Below are 16,252 nucleotides of genomic sequence, written 5' to 3' on the forward strand. Positions count from 1 at the left end.
TCATCCTAGACTCAGGTCGCCTCGACGATCTTCCACTCGTGGATTATTTCGGCGGTCTTGCCCAGCATGATGGAGGCGGAGCAGTACTTTTCCGCTGAGAGGTGGATCGCACGCTCCACCGTTTCAGGCTTCAGATTGCGGCCAGTTACCATGTAAATGAATCGGATGCGGGTGAATACCTTGGGGTCGGTCTCCGCGCGCTCGGCCTCCAGCTTCACTTGGCAGCCCGTCACCTCTTGCCGTCCGCGTTTCAGGATGAGCACCACGTCGTAGGCGGTGCATCCGCCCGCTCCCGCTAGCATCAACTCCATTGGGCGAGGAGCAAGGTCGCGGCCTCCTCCCTCGGGGGCGCCATCCATCGTTACCAGATGGCCGCTTCCTGTCTCCGCCATGAAGCTCATGCCGTCAACCCACTTGATGGTGCATTCCATTTTCCGACTCCCTGAGGGGCTGGCGTGTTTCCGCCGGCGCAATGGCGGCGGATTCTACCGGAGGTCGGCGCCACTCAGGACCGGCGACGAGTTTCATGCAGTGCAAATTCCCGCTACGGGAAAATGACCTTGGCGTTTTTCGTTTGGGGTGCCGAGGCCAGGGCATTGGGCAATTTCTGCAGACAGGAGCAGGGCGATACGGGAATAAGGGTGGCTTATGCTCAGATCAAAACTTTTATACTGCAATGCACAAAAACCGCTTGCGTCGTCTTTGGCCTTTTCGGATAATTCGTCTCAGTCGGATCGAAAGTGCAGCAATCAGAGCAAAAGCAATGCGGCGCTGATCCAAAGATGTCTCCTCCACCCTCCTCCTTTGGTGTGGATTTAACGCAGTCCCAAGAGGACTGCGTTTTTTTTTTTCTACGCCCCGATGCGTGTTCAATTAGTAAATTGACACAGCGGGCGGTTTCGCTTTAGGATTGCGAGCTTTCCGTTTGGTGGCCGGCTCGCCAGGCCTGACAAAGATCGAGGATTCGAATGAAAACGTTTTCTGCCAAGCCGCACGAGGTTCAGCGCGACTGGTTCGTTGTCGACGGCACGGACAAGGTGCTTGGCCGTCTGGCCGCCGAGGTTGCTCGCCGCCTGCGCGGCAAGCACAAAGCCATCTACACGCCGCATGTGGATACCGGTGACTACATCATCGTCGTCAACGTCGAAAAGCTGCGTGTGACCGGCAACAAGGCGCTGGACAAGAAGTATTACCGTCACACCGGCTATCCGGGCGGGATCTACGAGACCAACTTCACCAAGCTGCAGCAACGCTTCCCGGAGCGCGTGCTGGAGAAGGCGGTGAAGGGCATGCTGCCGAAGGGTCCGCTGGGCTATGCCATGCTGAAGAAGCTGAAGTGCTATGCGGGTCCCGCTCATCCGCACACCGCTCAGCAGCCCCAAGTTCTCGAGATCTGACAGGAGCCTAGATAATGGCTGTGACTTACAACTACGGAACCGGTCGCCGCAAGACCGCGGTCGCCCGTGTGTTCATCAAGCCGGGCTCCGGCAACATCGTTGTCAACGGCAAGCCGGTCGACGAGTTCTTCTCCCGCGAAACTGGCCGCATGATCGTGCGTCAGCCGCTGGTTCTGACCGGCAACGAAGGCCGTTTCGACATCATGGTGAATGTAACTGGCGGGGGTGAATCCGGCCAGGCTGGCGCTGTGCGCCACGGCATTACCCGGGCGCTGATCGATTACAGCGCCGAGCTCAAGGGCGAACTGCGCACCGCCGGTTTCGTGACCCGCGATGCGCGTGAAGTCGAGCGTAAGAAGGTCGGTCTGCGCAAGGCACGCCGCCGGAAGCAATTCTCCAAGCGCTGATCCTGGCGCAGGAGCTGTGCCAAAAAGCCGCCTCTGGGCGGCTTTTTGCATTCCGGCATGGGCGATCGGTTCCGCTGCTCTTGTGCCTGCCAGGGCGAGCCCGCATATTGATCTAGCTGCTAGGGGATGGTTCGTGCCGTTCTGCCGCTGAGGAACTTTACCGATTGTTGTAGGATCCGATTTTGACGACTGAGGGCGGGAAAGCGCATCATCCGCTTCAGCCCCTGACAAGGAGAGAATATGAGCGAAGTGATCGATACCCCCGAGATCCTGGTCTTCACCGACAGTGCCGCCAATAAGGTCCGCGAGTTGATCGACGAGGAAGGCAACCCCGAGTTGAAGCTGCGTGTATTCGTGACTGGCGGTGGTTGTTCCGGCTTCCAGTACGGCTTCACCTTCGATGAAGAAGTGAATGAAGACGACACCACCTACGAGAAGAACGGCGTGATGCTGCTGATCGATCCGATGAGCTACCAGTATCTGGTTGGTGCGGAAATCGACTACAGCGAGGGGCTGGAAGGCTCGCAATTCGTGATTCGCAATCCGAACGCCACCAGCACCTGCGGTTGCGGTTCTTCCTTCTCGGCCTGAGCGGCGGGTTGGCTGCAAATGAAAACGGGGCGCTTAGGCGCCCCGTTTGCTTTGGGAGGTCGAGAAAGAATTAGTTCTTGCTGGCGACCGGTGCCGGGGCGTTGTTCAGCAGGCTGAGGCGGTTCAGCAGGGGCGCGCTGGCCGCACGGAACTGACCCAGCTCCTGGGAAGTCAGCGGGTCGGCGGTCGGCAGGGCGATCTTCATCGGATCCTGGGCGACGTTGTTCACCCGGACTTCATAGTGCAGATGCGGGCCTGTGGCCCAGCCGGTGGAGCCAACGAAGGCGATGAGATCCCCCTGGCTCACCGACATGCCTTTCTTCAGCCCGGTGGCGAAGCGGCTGAGGTGGGCATAGGCGGTGGCGTAGCGGTTGCTGTGGCGCAGGACGACGATGTTGCCGTAGCCGTTCTGGGTGCCGACGAATTCCACCACGCCGTCTGAACTTGCCTTTACAGGAGTGCCGGTGGGGGCGGCGAAGTCCACGCCGGCATGGGTGCGCCAGTTCTTGTGGATGGGGTGGAAGCGGCGGCCGAAGCCAGAGGATATCCGGGTAAAGGCCAGCGGTGAGCGCAGGAAGCCCTGGCGCAGGCTACGGCCCTCGGCGGTGTAATACTGCTCCTTGCCGCTGGCGCCCTTGTAGAGCACGACGACATGGCGCTTGCCCTGGTTGACGAATTCGGCAGCGAGGACGCGGCCGGTGCGCACCGGCACGCCGTGGTCGTAGATGGTTTCATAGACGACGCTGAACTGGTCGCCGCTGCGCAGATCGGTGTGGAAGTCGATTTCGGTGCCGAAGAGGTCCGCCAGTTTGGTGGCGATGCTGTCGGGGAGGCCGACCGAGTCGGTGGCGCCGAAGAGCGAGTGGCGGATGGTGGCCGAGCGCATCTCGACGACGGTCATCGCCGGCGCGGCGGCTTCCTTGCGCACCCGGATGCTGCCGCTGCTGTCCCGCTCTATGGTCAGCCGGTCACCGCTTTGCGAGGTCGGCAGGCTGAGGGTGGCGAGGCGGCCATTGCCGTGGACCAGCGCGGTGACGGAGAGGCCGGCACGCAATTGCCGCAGCGCCAGCTTGCCTTCCGGCGCCGATAGCAGGAAGTCCAGCGCTTCTTGGTCGGCGATGCCGAGGCGGCGGAAGATGGAGTTCACCGTATCGCCCGGCATTACCCTGTCGTCATGGACATAAGGCAGTTCACCGGCACCGTCCAGCGTGGTGACCTGAGGCATGGCCAAGGTTTCGACCACCGAGGTCAGGTTTACCGGACCGGGCTCATTGGGGACGACTGCGGTGGCTGCAACCACACCGAGAAGGGAGGTGCCGAAGACGCCTGCCAGCAGCCAGGGCCGCTTGCGACTGAAGAGATGCGCCGGCAGTTCGGCTAGAATCCTGCTTTTTCTGGCCTGCATTGGCTTTCACGGACAAAAAACTTCGTGGAGTCTATCAAAGTTTTTGCAGGCCTCGCTGTACGAATTCTGGAGAGAGGAAATGAGTGACGTCCAGGCCGCGCTGGCGCTGATCAAGCGTGGTGCAGACGGGCTGCTGATCGAGTCCGAGCTGGTGCAGAAACTGGAGAGCGGACGGCCGCTGCGGGTGAAGGCGGGCTTCGATCCCACCGCGCCCGACCTGCATTTCGGTCATACGGTATTGATCAACAAGCTGCGCCATTTCCAGGACCTGGGCCACCAGGTGCAGTTCCTGATCGGCGACTTCACCGGGATGATCGGCGACCCCAGTGGCAAGAACGCCACCCGCCCGCCCTTGTCGCGCGAGCAGGTGCTGGAGAATGCCCGCACCTACCAGGAACAGGTGTTCAAGATCCTGGACCCGGAAAAGACCGAGATCTGCTTCAACTCCACCTGGATGCAGGACATGAACGCGGCGGACATGATCCGCCTCGCTTCCCTGCAGACGGTGGCGCGCATGCTGGAGCGCGACGATTTCGCCAAGCGCTACGCCGGCCAGCAGCCGATCTCCATCCACGAATTCCTCTACCCGTTGTGCCAGGGCTACGACTCGGTGGCGATGAAGGCGGACGTCGAACTGGGCGGTACCGACCAGCGCTTCAACCTGCTGATGGGCCGCGAGCTGCAGAAGCACTACGGCCAGACGCCGCAGTGCGTGCTGATGATGCCGCTGCTGGAAGGCCTGGACGGCGTAAACAAGATGTCCAAGTCGCTGGGAAATTACATCGGCATCGCCGAGCCGGCGAAGGAGATCTTCGGTAAGGTGATGTCGGTTTCCGACACGCTGATGTGGCGCTACTTCGAGTTGCTCTCCTTCCGCAGCCTGGAGGAGATCGCCGGGCTGCGCCGTGGCATCGAGCAGGAAGGCCGCAACCCGCGCGACGTGAAGGTGATGCTGGCGCAGGAGTTGGTGGCCCGCTTCCATGGCGCCGCCGCCGCTGATGAAGCACTGGCGGATTTCGAGGCCCGTTTCCAGCGCAATGCCATTCCCGACGACATCCCGGAAGTGCGGGTCGTGGTCGGCGAGGGCATGCCGGTGTTCCAGGTGATCAAGCAGGCCGGCCTCACCGGCAGCACCTCGGAGGCGATGCGCATGATCGACCAGGGTGCGGTGAAGCTGAACGGCGAGCGGGTGGAGGACAAGGCGCGGTTGTTGCCGGCGGGGGAAACCGTGGTGCTGCAGGTGGGCAAGCGCAAGTTCGCTTCCGTGGTGCTGGAGTGAGCGGCGGCGCCGGCCGCCCGATCGGCGTCTTCGATTCGGGCATCGGCGGCCTTACCGTGGTGCGGGCGCTGATGGAGCGTCTGCCGATGGAAGACATCGTGTATTTCGGCGATACCGCCCGGGTGCCCTACGGCGTCAAGTCGGTGGCCACCATCGGCCAGTTCACTGCCCAGATCACCGACTTCCTGCTGCAGCAAGATGTGAAGATGTTGATCGTCGCCTGCAACACCATGGCGGCGGTCGCCGCCGAGGTGGTGCGCCAGCGCGCCGGCGATATCCCGGTGCTGGATGTGATCGAGGCCGGCGCGCGCGCCGCGGTGGCCGAGGCGCCTGGCGGGCGTATGGGCGTCATCGGCACCCCCACCACCATCAACAGCAATGCCTATGCCCGCCGCATCCATGCGCTGGATCCCGCGGTGCGGGTGTATTCCCGTGCCTGCCCGCTATTCGTGCCGCTGGTCGAGGAAGGCTGGCTGGATCACGAGGTGACGCGGCTGACCGCGCAGGAATATCTGCGCCCGGTGCTGGCGGAAGAGGTGGATGGGCTGGTGCTGGGCTGCACCCACTATCCGCTGTTGAAGCCGCTGCTGCGCGATGTGGTGGGGCCGGGGGTGAAGTTGATCGACTCCGCCTCCACCACCGCCGAATTCGCCGCCGCCAGCCTGCAGGCCGCCGGCCTGGCGCATGTCAGCGAGCTGCCGGCGCGCTATCGCTACGTGGTCACCGATGTGCCGCTGCGCTTCCAGACCATAGGCGAGCGTTTTCTTGGCCGCTCGCTGGGCAGGGTGGAGAAAGTCGACTGGTAGTGCTCCGGTTCGGGGCGGGAGCAACGGACAAGAAAAACGGCAGGGGCGATGCGCCACCTGCCGTTTTTCTTATCCGTGCATCTAGTCTGGTTGACGCGTTCCTTGATGCTCTCCCGCTCAGCCCGGCCCGGTCGCCACCGGCCGCTTGGGGTCGGCGCACCATTCGCTCCACGAGCCCGCGTACAGCCGTGAGCCGCTCAGGCCGGCGGCCTCCATTGCCAGCAGGTTGTGGCAGGCGGTGACGCCGGAGCCGCACTGATGCACCACCTTGTGGATGTCGTGGCCTTTCAACAGCGCGCCGAACTCCTCGCGCAATACCGAGGCCTGTTTGAAGCAGCCGTCGCCGCCGAGATTGTCCTTGAAGAAGCGGTTGGTGGCGCCGGGAATGTGGCCGCCGACCGGGTCCAGCGTCTCGTTCTCGCCGCGGAAGCGGTCCGGGCTGCGGGCGTCCAGCAACAGCATGTCCGGGCGGTTCAGGTGGGCGGACACGTAGTCCGCGTCCACCCGCGAGGGCTGCAGCGCCAGCGTGTAGGTGGCGGGGCGGGCCTCCGGTGTTTCGGTGGACAGCGCCTGGCTGGCGCGGCCCCAGGCCTGGAAGCCGCCGTCCAGCACCGCGACGCGGTGGTGGCCCAGCCAGCGCAGCAGCCACCACAGGCGGGCGGCGAACATGCCACCGGCGTCGTCATAGGCGACGACCTGGGTGTGGTTGCCGACGCCGCACTCGGCGAGCCGGGCCGCCAGGTGGGCGGGGTCCGGCAGCGGATGGCGGCCATTTTGGCCGTTCTTGGGGCCGGAGAGGTCGTCATCCAGGTCGAGGTAGAAGGCGCCAGGCAGGTGGCCGACGCTGTAGGCATCGAAACCGAAGTCCGGGTTGGTGAGGTCGAAGCGGCAGTCGAACAGCACCCAGTCGGGATCATGCAGATGCTGGGCGAGCTCGTTGGCGCCGATCAGCGTCGCATAGGAGGCGCTCACCGCGCTTCCTCCGCGGTCTCCTCCAGCCAGGCACGGGCGGAGGCTTCGTCCTCGAACACCTGCACGTCGGCATCGACGAAGAGTTGGGAAACCCAGGCGCTCCAGGTGATCCACTGGTCGTTGGTCAGCAGCGCGATGCGGCGGAAGTCGCGGGCGTGGGCGCGGGAGAACTTGATCTCCTCCCAGGCAACGTCCAGCGTGAAGCCCAGCATCTCGCGCAGATCGAAGAGCAGGTCCACCGGACCCTCGAAGCGGATCTTGTAGCTGACGAGCTCCTCGAACTCCTTGTAGTCGGCCAGGGTGAACTCGCCGAAAACGCTGACGGCAACCAGGCTGTCGCTGTGCTCGGTGCTGATCATGGTGGCCTCCTGAGGGCGTTAAATGGTGTCTGCCACTATAGCCCCAGGCTGGAAAGCGCTCAATCCGGGGTCTGGCTGGCGGCGTTTCCAGCGGGCGCGGGGCGCTTTCCTCCGGCTTGTGCCGAGGGTGGCCGCGGCCGGGTGGCCAGCGAAGTGGCGATGCCGCTGGCGACGATGAGGGCGATGGCGAGCCAGGCCGCCAGCGGCAGCACTTCGTTCCACAGCAGCACGCCGAACAGGCTGGAGAACAGCACGGTGGTGTAGCTGAGGTTGGCGGACACCACGGTGCGGCCGTAGCGGTAGGAGTGTGTCATCGCCAGTTGCGCGCAGCCGCCGAACAGGCCGGCGCCAGCGAGCAGGGCGAAGCCGTGCAGGTCTGGCAGGTGCAGGCCGCGCGCCAGCGCCCAGGGCAGGCCGAGCGCGGCGGTGAGGGCGGAGAACCAGAACACAGTGCGCACTTCCGGCTCGCCGGCGCGGCCCAATTCGCGCACGCTGACGTAGGCCAGGCTGGCGAGCAGGCCGCCGCACAAGCCGGCCACCGCGCCCGGCCATTGCTCCGGCTGCACCGTGGGGCGCAGCAGCAGGGCGACGCCGACGAAGCCCATCGCCACCGAGGCCAGCGCCGGCCAGCGCAGGCGCTCGCCGAACCACAGCACCAGCAGCAGGGCGACGAAGATGGGCGAGGTGTAGCTCAGGGTGACGGCGCTGGCCAGCGGCAGGATGCCGAGAGCGAAGAAGTAGCACATCAGCGCCAGCGAGCCGGAAAAGCCGCGGGAGAGCTGCAGCCGCCAGTGCGGCGTGCGCAGCGGAATGCCGCCGAGGCGGGCGACGATCCACATCATCAGCACGCCGACCGCGCCGCGGTAGAACACCAGCTCGCCGGTAGAAAACTCGTCCGACCCCAGTTTCACGCACACGCCCATGCAGGCGAACAGGAAGCTGGCGACGATCATCCACAGGGAAGGCATGGTGCGCTGCAAAAGGAACGGAAGGCCGGCATTGGACCACAGCCGCCGCACCGGCGACAGTCCGGCGCGGCGGTCGCGGCAGCGCTTCGCGGCGCCTTTAGGCCAGCGTCAGCCAGTCCGCATGGCGTTCGTCCTCGCCGCGCACGCAGGCGAAGAAGCGCCGTTGCAGCTCGCGGGTGATGGCGCCGGGCTGGCCGCTGCCGACGCGGCGCCTGTCCACCTCCACCACCGGGGTGATCTCCGCCGCAGTGCCGGTGAAGAACACTTCATCGGCGATGTAGAGCTCGTCGCGGGTGATGCGGCGGGCGACGATCTCGTAGCCAGCCTCGCGCGCCAGCGTGTGCAGCGTGCGGCGGGTGATGCCGTCCAGCGCCGAGGTGATCTCCGGCTCGTAGATCACGCCGCGCTTCACCAGGAAGACGTTCTCGCCCGGCCCTTCGGCGACGAAGCCGTCGGTATCCAGCAGCAGCGCTTCGTCATAGCCCTCCTGGCGCGCCTCGCGGCAGGCGAGGATGGAGTTGGTGTAGGTAGACACCGCCTTGGCGCGGCACATCTGCACGTTCACATGGTGCCGGGCGAAGCTCGCCACCTTGACGCGGATGCCGCGCTCCAGCCCGTTGTCGCCCAAGTAGGCGCCCCAGGCCCAGGCCGCCACCATCACATGCACCGCCGCGCCCAGCGGATCGACGCCGACCTTCTCGGCGCCGAGGAAAACCAGCGGGCGGATGTAGCCGCCGGCAAGTGCGTTGCGGCGGATGGCGTCGCGGCAGGCCTGGCGCAGGGCGTCGCGGTCGAAGGGCATGTCCAGGCCGAGGATGTGGGCGGATTCGAACAGCCGCTCGACATGGTCGTCCAGCCGGAAGATGGCGGCGCCGCGCGGCGTCGCATAGGCGCGCAGGCCCTCGAAGCAGCCGAGGCCGTAGTGCAGGGTGTGGGTCAGCGCGTGCACCCTGGCTTCGCGCCAGGGCAGCCATTGGCCGTCCAGCCAGATCCAGCCGTCGCGGTCTTCCATCGTGGTGGGGGTGATGCTCATGAGGTCGCACTCCTGGTGTCGGATCGAAGGGGAAAAGGCCGCGGGCGGTGGGAGCGGCTTCGATCGGCGGAGGAAAACGGGGTGCGCTTTGCCGGGCAACGCCGCCGGGGTGGGGCGGCGCTGGAGGTGCCGAAGAGGAGGTCCAGATTGCGCGCTGCAGCAGCGGCTTTCAAACGAAAGCGGCGTGGCGTCGGATGAGCCTGATTCATCCGAATGGTCCGACTTGGGTGGTCAGCCGCAGCCGCTGGGGCTAGGCTAGGGTCATGTCCAAGCGAGGAGAGGCCGATGTCCTACGTGCTGGCGCTGGACCAGGGCACCACCAGTTCGCGTGCCATGGTGTTCGATGCCGACGGCCGGGTGCGCAGTGTCGCCCGGCGCGACTTCCCGCAGCATTTCCCGCGGCCCGGCTGGGTGGAGCACGACCCCGCCGACATTCTGCGCAGCCAGCTGGAATGCGCCCGCGCGGCGCTGGCGGATGCCGGCCTGCGCGCCGGCCAGCTGGCGGCGGTGGGCATCGCCAACCAGCGCGAAACCACCGTGCTGTGGGAGCGCGCCAGCGGCCGCGCGGTGGCGCCGGCCATCGTCTGGCAGGACCGCCGCACCGCCGCCGACTGCGAACGCCTGCGCAGCCAGGACTGGAGCGCGGCCCTGCGCGAACGCACCGGGCTGGAGCTGGACCCCTACTTCTCCGCCACCAAGCTCGCCTGGCTGCTGGACCATGTGCCCGGCGCCCGCGAGCGCGCCGAGGCCGGCGAACTTGCCTTCGGCACGGTGGATAGCTGGCTGCTGTGGCATCTGAGCGGTGGTCAGCTGCACCTCACCGACCGCGGCAACGCCTCCCGCACCCTGCTGCTGGACGTGCACGCCCGCGAGTGGGACGCCGATCTGCTCGCCCGCTTCCGCATCCCGGCGGCGGTGCTGCCGCGGCTGGTGGACAGCCTGGGCGTTTGCGGCGAAACCGCGCCCGAAGTGCTGGGCGCCGCGGTGCCCATCGCCGGCATCGCCGGCGACCAGCAGGCCGCCACCTTCGGCCAGGCCTGCTTTGCCCCCGGCATGGCCAAGAACACCTACGGCACCGGCTGCTTCCTGCTGATGAACACCGGCGAAGCGCCCGTCGCCTCGCACAACCGCCTGCTCTCCACCGTCGGCTGGACCGGCGGCGGCCGCCACGCCTACGCGCTGGAAGGCAGCGTGTTCATGGCCGGCGCCATCGTGCAGTGGCTGCGCGACAGCCTGGGCCTGATCCGCAACGCCAGCGACATCGAAGCCCTGGCCGCCAGCGTGGAAGACAGCGCCGGCGTGGTCTTCGTGCCCGCCTTCACCGGCCTGGGCGCGCCGCACTGGGATGCCCGTGCCCGTGGCACCCTGCTCGGCCTCACCCGCGGCGCCGGCCCCGGCCACATCGCCCGCGCCGCGCTGGAAGCCATCGCCCTGCAGACGGTGGACTTGGTCGCCGCCATGCGCCGCGACGGCGCCCAGTCGCTCACCGAGCTGCGGGTGGATGGCGGTGCCGCCGCCAACGATCTGCTGATGCAGCTGCAGGCCGACCTGCTGGGCGTGCCGGTGCTGCGCCCGCGCATGCTGGAGACCACCGCGCTGGGCGCCGCCTGGCTGGCCGGGCTGGGCGTTGGCCTGTGGCGCGATACCGATGCGTTGGCGACCCAATGGCGGCTGGATCGCCGCTTCGAGCCGAGCTGGAGCGACGACCGCCGCGCGGCGGTGATCGCCCGCTGGGCACGGGCGGTGGAGCGCGCCAAAGACTGGGCGGAGGAGGAATGAGGCGGCTGGCCATGGGAAGGGAGCGCATGCGGCCCGCCGTGCTGCCGGCCGGCGCGGTGGAGGCAAGCGGGCGGGCAGCTGCTCCGGCCGATGTTGAAGCGGTGCTTGCCTCGCCAGCCGGCGGCTGCGGGCGTTGCCGGCGCGGGCGCCGTGCAAGCCGGCGGTTCCGCGGCGGCCTGCGTGTTCCGCGCCGGCCGGGGCCGGAGGCAGGGGAGGCGGGATGGCGCTGACGCCCGCCGCCGCAAGCCGCGCCGCCGCGCTCGCCCGGCTGGCGGAAACGCCGGAGTGGGACATGCTCGTCATCGGCGGCGGCGCCACCGGCCTGGGCTGCGCGGTGGATGCCGCCGCCCGCGGCTACAAGGTGCTGCTGGTGGAAGCGCAGGACTTCGCCAAGGGCACCAGTTCGCGCGCCACCAAGCTGGTACACGGCGGCGTGCGCTACCTCGCCCAGGGCAATCTGCCGCTGGTGCGCGAGGCGCTGGCCGAGCGCGCCCGCCTGCTCGCCAACGCGCCCCATCTGGTGCATCCGCTGCGCTTCGTCGTGCCCAGCTACCGCCGGCGCGACACCGCCCTGCTGGCCGTAGGCCTCGGCGCCTACGATCTCCTCGGCGGCTTCGGCAGTCAGGGCGGCATCGCCCGCAGCCGGGTGCTGGACGTGGCGCAGACGCGCGCCGCCCTGCCGACGGTGAAGACCGCCGGCCTGCGGGGCGGCATCGCCTACTGGGACGCGCAGTTCGACGACGCCCGCCTGGCGCTGGCCCTGGCGCGCACGGTGGAAGACCTGGGCGGCCTCGCCCTCAACTACTGCGCGCTTGCCGATCTGCTGGTGGAGGGCGGCCGGCTGCGCGGCGCGGTGTTGCAGGAGGCGGGCGGGCGCGTGTTCCGGGTGGCGGCCCGGGTGGTCATCAACGCCACCGGCGTGTGGGCGGACAGCGTGCGCCGCCTCGCCCAGCCGGCGACGCCGCCGCTGCTGCGGCCCAGCCAGGGCATCCACCTGATGGTAGACCGCGGTTTCCTGCCCGGCACGGACGCCCTGCTGGTGCCGCGCACCGCCGACGGCCGGGTGCTGTTCATGATTCCCTGGCAGGGCCGGCTGCTGTTGGGCACCACCGACAGCCTGCGCGCCGACCTGCCGCTTGAGCCGCAAGCTTTGCCGGGCGAGGTGGATTTCGTGCTCGACACCGCCGCCGCCTACCTCGAACGCCCGCCACGGCGGCAGGACGTGCTCAGCCAGTTCGCCGGCCTGCGGCCCTTGATCGGCGGTGGCATGGGCAAGGAGGCAGGTGCCACCGGCGGCCTGTCGCGGGAGCATCTGATCGAGGTTTCCGCCACCGGCCTGGTCAGCGTGCTGGGCGGCAAGTGGACCACCTATCGCCATATGGCCGAAGAGGCGGTGGACCGCGCCCTGGCGGTGGCTGGCCTGCCACGGCGGGCCGCGGCGACCGCCACCTTGAGGCTGCATGGCGCGCGGGAGGGCGACGACCCCTACGGCAGCGACCGCGAGGCGGTGGAAGCCCTGCCCGGCGCCGGCCGCCGCCTGCTGGAGGGCCTGACGCTGACCGAGGCCGAGGTGCGCCACGCCGCGCGGGCGGAATACGCGCTGAGCGTGGAGGATGTGCTGGCGCGACGGCACCGCGCCCTGTTCATCGACGCCCGCCTGGCCCTGCAGGCCGCGCCGGCGGTGGCGGCCCTGCTGGCGGAAGAACTGGGCAGGGATGGCGACTGGGTGGCGGCGCAGTTGCGGGTCTTCGCGGCGTTGGCGCAGGGCTATGGAGCCAGGTAGCGGCAATGGGCCAGAAATTGGGACCGGAGACGTCCGTGGGGTCAGATGAATCGGCCACGCCGCAGATTCCGCCGCCCGCTTCCTCTTCCTTGGCGGGTGCCCGAACTGCAGCGGCGTAGGCGCTCGGGAGGGAGAGATCGTTCGCCCCGGGCCAGGTCGGAGGGCCACGCAGCAGCGGTCGTCGGCCGTCTCTGCCGGAGGGCCCGGCTTGGCGGTGGTAGCGGATCAATCGGTGGGTCAATGCCGGCTCAGGCCGGGCTGCTGCGTGCCCGCGCCTGCAGCCAGCGCACGAAGTGCCGCACCCAGGGTAGGGTCTGCGCGGCGGGCGAGACGACGGCATAGAAACCCTTGTCCGCCACCTCGATGTCGAATGGCCTCACCAGCGTGCCGGCGGCGAGATAAGGCTTGGCCAGCAGGCCGACGGTGAGGGCGATGCCGGCGCCGGCGGCGGCGGCCTCCAGCATCATCATCGAATCCTCGAACAGCGGGCCTTCGGCCGGCTCGCCACGGGCCAGGCCGGCGGCAGCGAACCAGGGCGACCAGGCGAGCAGCGGATGGCGCAGCAGGCGCTGGCCGTCCAGGTCGGCGGGCCGGGCGAGGCGGTCGGCGAGCGCCGGGCTGCACACCGGGAAGACGGTTTCGCGCCGCAGCTCGTAGGCCTCCAGCCCCGGCCAGGGCGGATCGCCGTAGCGCAGGCCGACGTCGGCCTCGCCGGCGGTGAGCGGCGCCAGGCTGGTGGAGGTGGAGAGCACGAAGTCGATGCGCGGGTCTTCCTGCGGGTAGTCGGCGAGCTGGCCGACCAGCCATTTGGCGCCGATTGCTGGCGCCACCGACAGGCGCAGCGGCCGTGCTTCCAGGCGGCGCAGACGGGTGCTGGCGGTTTCCAGCCGGCGCAGGGCGGCGCGGACTTCGACCAGGTAATCCTGGCCGGCGGCGGTCAGGGTCACCAGCCGGTTGTGGCGTTCGAACAGCGGCAGGCCCAGCCAGTCTTCCAGCGCGCGGATGCGGTGGCTGATGGCGGAGGGCGTGAGGTGCAGCGCCTCGGCCGCAGCCAGGAAGCTGCCGCTGCGGGCGGCGGCCTCGAAGGCGACCAGGGCGGGCAGGGGCGGCAGGCGGATCATGGCTGGGTGGCGGCGGGCATGGTAGCGATACTACCGCCGCGGGCGGGAGGCGGCGAAGCGTTGGCGGCGCTGCGAAAGGCTGCAATTGGCTGTTCGGGGGCGCCAGCCGCATCAGCAGGCAAGCCGGCAACTCAATAGCCGGTGGCCCTCCACCCCGCCTTCTTCGGCAGGCTCCGGGGCAGGCCCGCATCCTGCAGCGCCCTGCACCCGCCGCGGGGCTCAGGGCGAATGGCAGTGCTTACCTGCTTGCTGGGTCACTAACTGCCCGCGGCAGCGTCACCCGCGCTTCCAGCCCGCCCTCGGGATGGTTGCCCAGCGCCACCTCGCCACGCTGGGCGCGCAGCAGGTTGCGGGCGATCGCCAGGCCCAGGCCGGTGCCACCGGTTTCGCGGTTGCGGGAGGACTCGGTGCGGTAGAACGGCTCGAACACCTTCTCCAACTCATCCGCCGGCAGGCCGGGGCCGTGGTCGCGGATGCGGATCTCGTAGCGGTCCGGCAACTCGGCCAGCGTGATGTTGACCTCGCCGCCGAACTTCACCCCGTTCTCCACCAGGTTCCACAGCGCCCGGCGCAGCGCCGTAGGGCGGCTGGGGCAGGGCGTGGGCGCGCTGCCGCTGACGGTGACCGTCCAGCCGAGGTCGGCGGCGTCGGCGCGCAGCACGTCGGCCAGGCTTTCCAGGCTCACCGGCTGCGGCGGGCTGGAGGCGTCCATGCTGCGGGCGTAGGCCAGTCCTTCCTTGACCAGCGATTGCATGGCGTCGAGGTCGGCCTGGATGCGGTCGCGCAGGTTCTCCTCGTCCACCATCTCGGCACGCAGGCGCAGCCGGGTGATGGGCGTCTGCAGATCGTGGGAGATGGCGGCGAGGATGCGGGTGCGCTCGGCCACATGCTCGCGGATGCGCTGCTGCATCTGGTTGAAGGCGGCGGCGGCCTGGGCTACCTCGGTGGGGCCGCTGGAGCTCATCGGCGCGCGCTCCGGGTCTTCGCCCAGGGCGCGGGCGGCGGCGGCCAGCCGCGACAGCGGCCGGGTGGCGATGCGCACCGCCAGCCAGGTGAGCAGGGCGACGCCGATGACCAGCGCCGCCAGCGCGGCGATGAGGCGATCCGGCGGGGCCAGCGGCGGGCCGGGTTCCGGGCCGATGCCGGGCAGGCGCACGCTCAAGGGCGTGCCGTCGCGCAGCGGGATGGTGACCAGGTAGAAGGGATGGTTGTCCGGCCGCTGGACGACGGTGAGGCTGGCCTTGTGGTCCGGCAGGGCGGTGCCGAGCGCGCGCAGCAGGGCGTGGTCGCGCACCGGCTGGGCGTTGTCCGGCGGCGGGCGCAGGGCCAGGCGCAGGCGGCGGCGGCCGAGGTCGTCTATCCAGCCGGCGCGCTCCTGGGGCGGCAGGCGCTCCAGCACCTGCACGGTGGCGGCGATTTCCTGGGCGATGCCCTCGAACAGCACGTTGCGGCCGACGCGGTCGCGCTCGCCGACGAAGAGGGCGAAGCTCACCGCCAGCACCACTGCCATGCCCAGCAGCCAGATCAGCATCAGGCGGGCGAACAGGCTGCGCGGCAGCGGCAGCCTCATTGCGCGCCCTCGCCGCCGAGTTGGCCGACGCTGTGCACCTCGCTGCTCAGCACATAGCCTTCATTGCGCACCGTCTTGATGATGGCCGGCTCGCGGGCGTTGTCGCCCAGGCGCTGGCGCAGCCGGCTCACCAGCAGATCGATGGAGCGGTCGAACACGTCCGCCTCGCGGCCCTGGGTGAATTCCATCAGCTGGTCGCGCGACAGCACCCGCTGCGGATGGGCGAGGAACACGCCCAGCATGCGGTATTCGGCGCCGGACAGCGGCACCACCGTGCCGGCCCCGTCGATGAGGTGGCGGTTCACCGTATCCAGCCGCCAGCCGGCGAAGTGCAGCTCGCGCGCCTGCCCGGGCGGGGAGGCTTCCAGGTTGGGCGGCAGCGCGCGGGCACGGCGCAGGATGGCGCGGATGCGGGCGTACAGCTCGCGCGGCACGAAGGGCTTGGGCAGGTAATCGTCGGCGCCCATCTCCAGGCCGATGATGCGGTCCATGTCTTCGCCGCGGGCGGTCAGCATCAGGATGGGCGTGTTGGCGTGGGCGTGGGTGGCGCGCAGGTTGCGGCACAGGGTGAGGCCGTCCTCGCCGGGCATCATCAGGTCGAGCACGATGAGGTCCACCCGGTGTTTCTCCAGCGCTGCCTTCATCTCGCGGCCGTCGGCGGCGGTGGTGCAGCGCAGGCCCTGCTTTTCGAGGTAGTCGGCCAGCAGGCCGCGGATGTCGCGGTCGTCATCGACGATCAGGATGTGGTCTTGCTGATTGCTCATGGTCGTGATCTCTCCGTG

At 68.5% G+C, this 16,252-nt stretch carries 16 protein-coding genes; 7 read left to right on the top strand and 9 right to left on the bottom strand.

The genetic code is table 11. The annotated features are described in order from the left end of the window. Positions 1-11: 11 nt before the first annotated feature. Positions 12-431: an OsmC family protein gene (locus GRF61_RS03210; protein ID WP_169149283.1), complete on the bottom strand. Its 420-nt coding sequence runs from the start codon at positions 429-431 to the stop codon at positions 12-14. 537 nt (positions 432-968) lie between these two features. Here GRF61_RS03210 and rplM point away from each other — a divergent pair. The 3 genes from rplM to erpA all read left to right on the top strand — a co-directional run bounded on the left by rplM (position 969) and on the right by erpA (position 2,395). Continuing rightward, positions 969-1,397, top strand: coding sequence for a 50S ribosomal protein L13 (rplM, locus tag GRF61_RS03215; RefSeq protein ID WP_169149284.1), 429 nt, complete (start codon positions 969-971; stop codon positions 1,395-1,397). Between the two features lie 14 nt (positions 1,398-1,411). Next, positions 1,412-1,804 (top strand): 30S ribosomal protein S9, encoded by a 393-nt coding sequence (gene rpsI / locus GRF61_RS03220; protein ID WP_133591907.1) that lies wholly within the window; start codon positions 1,412-1,414, stop codon positions 1,802-1,804. A 240-nt stretch (positions 1,805-2,044) separates the two neighbouring features. Next, positions 2,045-2,395 carry an iron-sulfur cluster insertion protein ErpA gene (erpA, locus tag GRF61_RS03225; RefSeq protein WP_169149285.1) on the top strand — a complete coding sequence of 117 codons (351 nt, stop codon included), beginning with the start codon at positions 2,045-2,047 and terminating at the stop codon, positions 2,393-2,395. Positions 2,396-2,465: 70 nt separating this feature from the next. Here the strand turns inward: erpA and GRF61_RS03230 are convergent, their stop codons facing one another. Continuing rightward, a complete protein-coding gene (locus tag GRF61_RS03230; RefSeq protein ID WP_169149286.1) occupies positions 2,466-3,800 on the bottom strand; it encodes a M23 family metallopeptidase in 1,335 nt (444 codons plus the stop codon). A gap of 79 nt (positions 3,801-3,879) precedes the next feature. Between GRF61_RS03230 and tyrS the strand changes: the two genes are divergently transcribed. Then, entirely contained in the window at positions 3,880-5,079 is a 1,200-nt protein-coding gene (tyrS, locus tag GRF61_RS03235; RefSeq protein ID WP_169149287.1) for a tyrosine--tRNA ligase, read from the top strand. Continuing rightward, entirely contained in the window at positions 5,076-5,885 is an 810-nt protein-coding gene (murI, locus tag GRF61_RS03240; RefSeq protein ID WP_169149288.1) for a glutamate racemase, read from the top strand. The genes tyrS and murI overlap by 4 nt, the downstream gene beginning before the upstream one ends. A gap of 117 nt (positions 5,886-6,002) precedes the next feature. Here murI and GRF61_RS03245 read toward each other — a convergent pair whose 3' ends face one another. The 4 genes from GRF61_RS03245 to GRF61_RS03260 form a co-directional block, all read right to left on the bottom strand. Continuing rightward, entirely contained in the window at positions 6,003-6,857 is an 855-nt protein-coding gene (locus GRF61_RS03245; RefSeq protein WP_169149289.1) for a sulfurtransferase, read from the bottom strand. Further along, positions 6,854-7,216 (bottom strand): STAS/SEC14 domain-containing protein, encoded by a 363-nt coding sequence (locus tag GRF61_RS03250; protein WP_133591919.1) that lies wholly within the window; start codon positions 7,214-7,216, stop codon positions 6,854-6,856. Before GRF61_RS03250 ends, GRF61_RS03245 begins: the two co-directional genes overlap by 4 nt. Positions 7,217-7,275: 59 nt before the next feature. After that, entirely contained in the window at positions 7,276-8,184 is a 909-nt protein-coding gene (locus GRF61_RS03255) for a DMT family transporter (protein WP_169149290.1), read from the bottom strand. Between the two features lie 97 nt (positions 8,185-8,281). Beyond that, positions 8,282-9,217, bottom strand: a complete 936-nt coding sequence (locus GRF61_RS03260) for a branched-chain amino acid transaminase (protein ID WP_246034744.1) — start codon at positions 9,215-9,217, stop codon at positions 8,282-8,284. Between the two features lie 285 nt (positions 9,218-9,502). Here GRF61_RS03260 and glpK point away from each other — a divergent pair, with 285 nt between their 5' ends. Continuing rightward, positions 9,503-10,996, top strand: coding sequence for a glycerol kinase GlpK (glpK, locus tag GRF61_RS03265; protein WP_169149291.1), 1,494 nt, complete (start codon positions 9,503-9,505; stop codon positions 10,994-10,996). Positions 10,997-11,216: 220 nt separating this feature from the next. Further along, positions 11,217-12,779, top strand: coding sequence for a glycerol-3-phosphate dehydrogenase/oxidase (locus tag GRF61_RS03270; RefSeq protein WP_169149292.1), 1,563 nt, complete (start codon positions 11,217-11,219; stop codon positions 12,777-12,779). A 248-nt stretch (positions 12,780-13,027) separates the two neighbouring features. On the opposite strand, the gene GRF61_RS03275 is transcribed toward GRF61_RS03270, so the two are convergent. The 3 genes from GRF61_RS03275 to GRF61_RS03285 form a co-directional block, all read right to left on the bottom strand. Continuing rightward, on the bottom strand, positions 13,028-13,900 hold the full coding sequence (locus GRF61_RS03275; protein ID WP_169149293.1) for a LysR substrate-binding domain-containing protein: 873 nt from the start codon (positions 13,898-13,900) through the stop codon (positions 13,028-13,030). A 238-nt stretch (positions 13,901-14,138) separates the two neighbouring features. Next, complete coding sequence (locus GRF61_RS03280) at positions 14,139-15,470, bottom strand: ATP-binding protein (protein ID WP_133591927.1); 1,332 nt, start codon at positions 15,468-15,470, stop codon at positions 14,139-14,141. Next, entirely contained in the window at positions 15,467-16,234 is a 768-nt protein-coding gene (locus tag GRF61_RS03285) for a response regulator (protein WP_133591929.1), read from the bottom strand. Before GRF61_RS03285 ends, GRF61_RS03280 begins: the two co-directional genes overlap by 4 nt. Positions 16,235-16,252: the final 18 nt, after the last annotated feature.

This window comes from Azoarcus sp. TTM-91, assembly GCF_012911025.1.
Taxonomy (GTDB): Bacteria; Pseudomonadota; Gammaproteobacteria; order Burkholderiales; family Rhodocyclaceae; genus Azoarcus.

Excerpts from the sequence above, each read along its gene's own strand:
- GRF61_RS03210 (WP_169149283.1), bottom strand. The coding sequence starts at position 431 with ATGGAATGCACCATCAAGTGGGTTGACGGCATGAGCTTCATGGCGGAG.
- rplM (WP_169149284.1), top strand. The coding sequence starts at position 969 with ATGAAAACGTTTTCTGCCAAGCCGCACGAGGTTCAGCGCGACTGGTTC.
- rpsI (WP_133591907.1), top strand. The coding sequence starts at position 1,412 with ATGGCTGTGACTTACAACTACGGAACCGGTCGCCGCAAGACCGCGGTC.
- erpA (WP_169149285.1), top strand. The coding sequence starts at position 2,045 with ATGAGCGAAGTGATCGATACCCCCGAGATCCTGGTCTTCACCGACAGT.
- GRF61_RS03230 (WP_169149286.1), bottom strand. The coding sequence starts at position 3,800 with ATGCAGGCCAGAAAAAGCAGGATTCTAGCCGAACTGCCGGCGCATCTC.
- tyrS (WP_169149287.1), top strand. The coding sequence starts at position 3,880 with ATGAGTGACGTCCAGGCCGCGCTGGCGCTGATCAAGCGTGGTGCAGAC.
- GRF61_RS03250 (WP_133591919.1), bottom strand. The coding sequence starts at position 7,216 with ATGATCAGCACCGAGCACAGCGACAGCCTGGTTGCCGTCAGCGTTTTC.
- GRF61_RS03255 (WP_169149290.1), bottom strand. The coding sequence starts at position 8,184 with ATGCCTTCCCTGTGGATGATCGTCGCCAGCTTCCTGTTCGCCTGCATG.
- GRF61_RS03260 (WP_246034744.1), bottom strand. The coding sequence starts at position 9,217 with ATGAGCATCACCCCCACCACGATGGAAGACCGCGACGGCTGGATCTGG.
- glpK (WP_169149291.1), top strand. The coding sequence starts at position 9,503 with ATGTCCTACGTGCTGGCGCTGGACCAGGGCACCACCAGTTCGCGTGCC.
- GRF61_RS03270 (WP_169149292.1), top strand. The coding sequence starts at position 11,217 with ATGGCGCTGACGCCCGCCGCCGCAAGCCGCGCCGCCGCGCTCGCCCGG.
- GRF61_RS03275 (WP_169149293.1), bottom strand. The coding sequence starts at position 13,900 with ATGATCCGCCTGCCGCCCCTGCCCGCCCTGGTCGCCTTCGAGGCCGCC.
- GRF61_RS03280 (WP_133591927.1), bottom strand. The coding sequence starts at position 15,470 with ATGAGGCTGCCGCTGCCGCGCAGCCTGTTCGCCCGCCTGATGCTGATC.
- GRF61_RS03285 (WP_133591929.1), bottom strand. The coding sequence starts at position 16,234 with ATGAGCAATCAGCAAGACCACATCCTGATCGTCGATGACGACCGCGAC.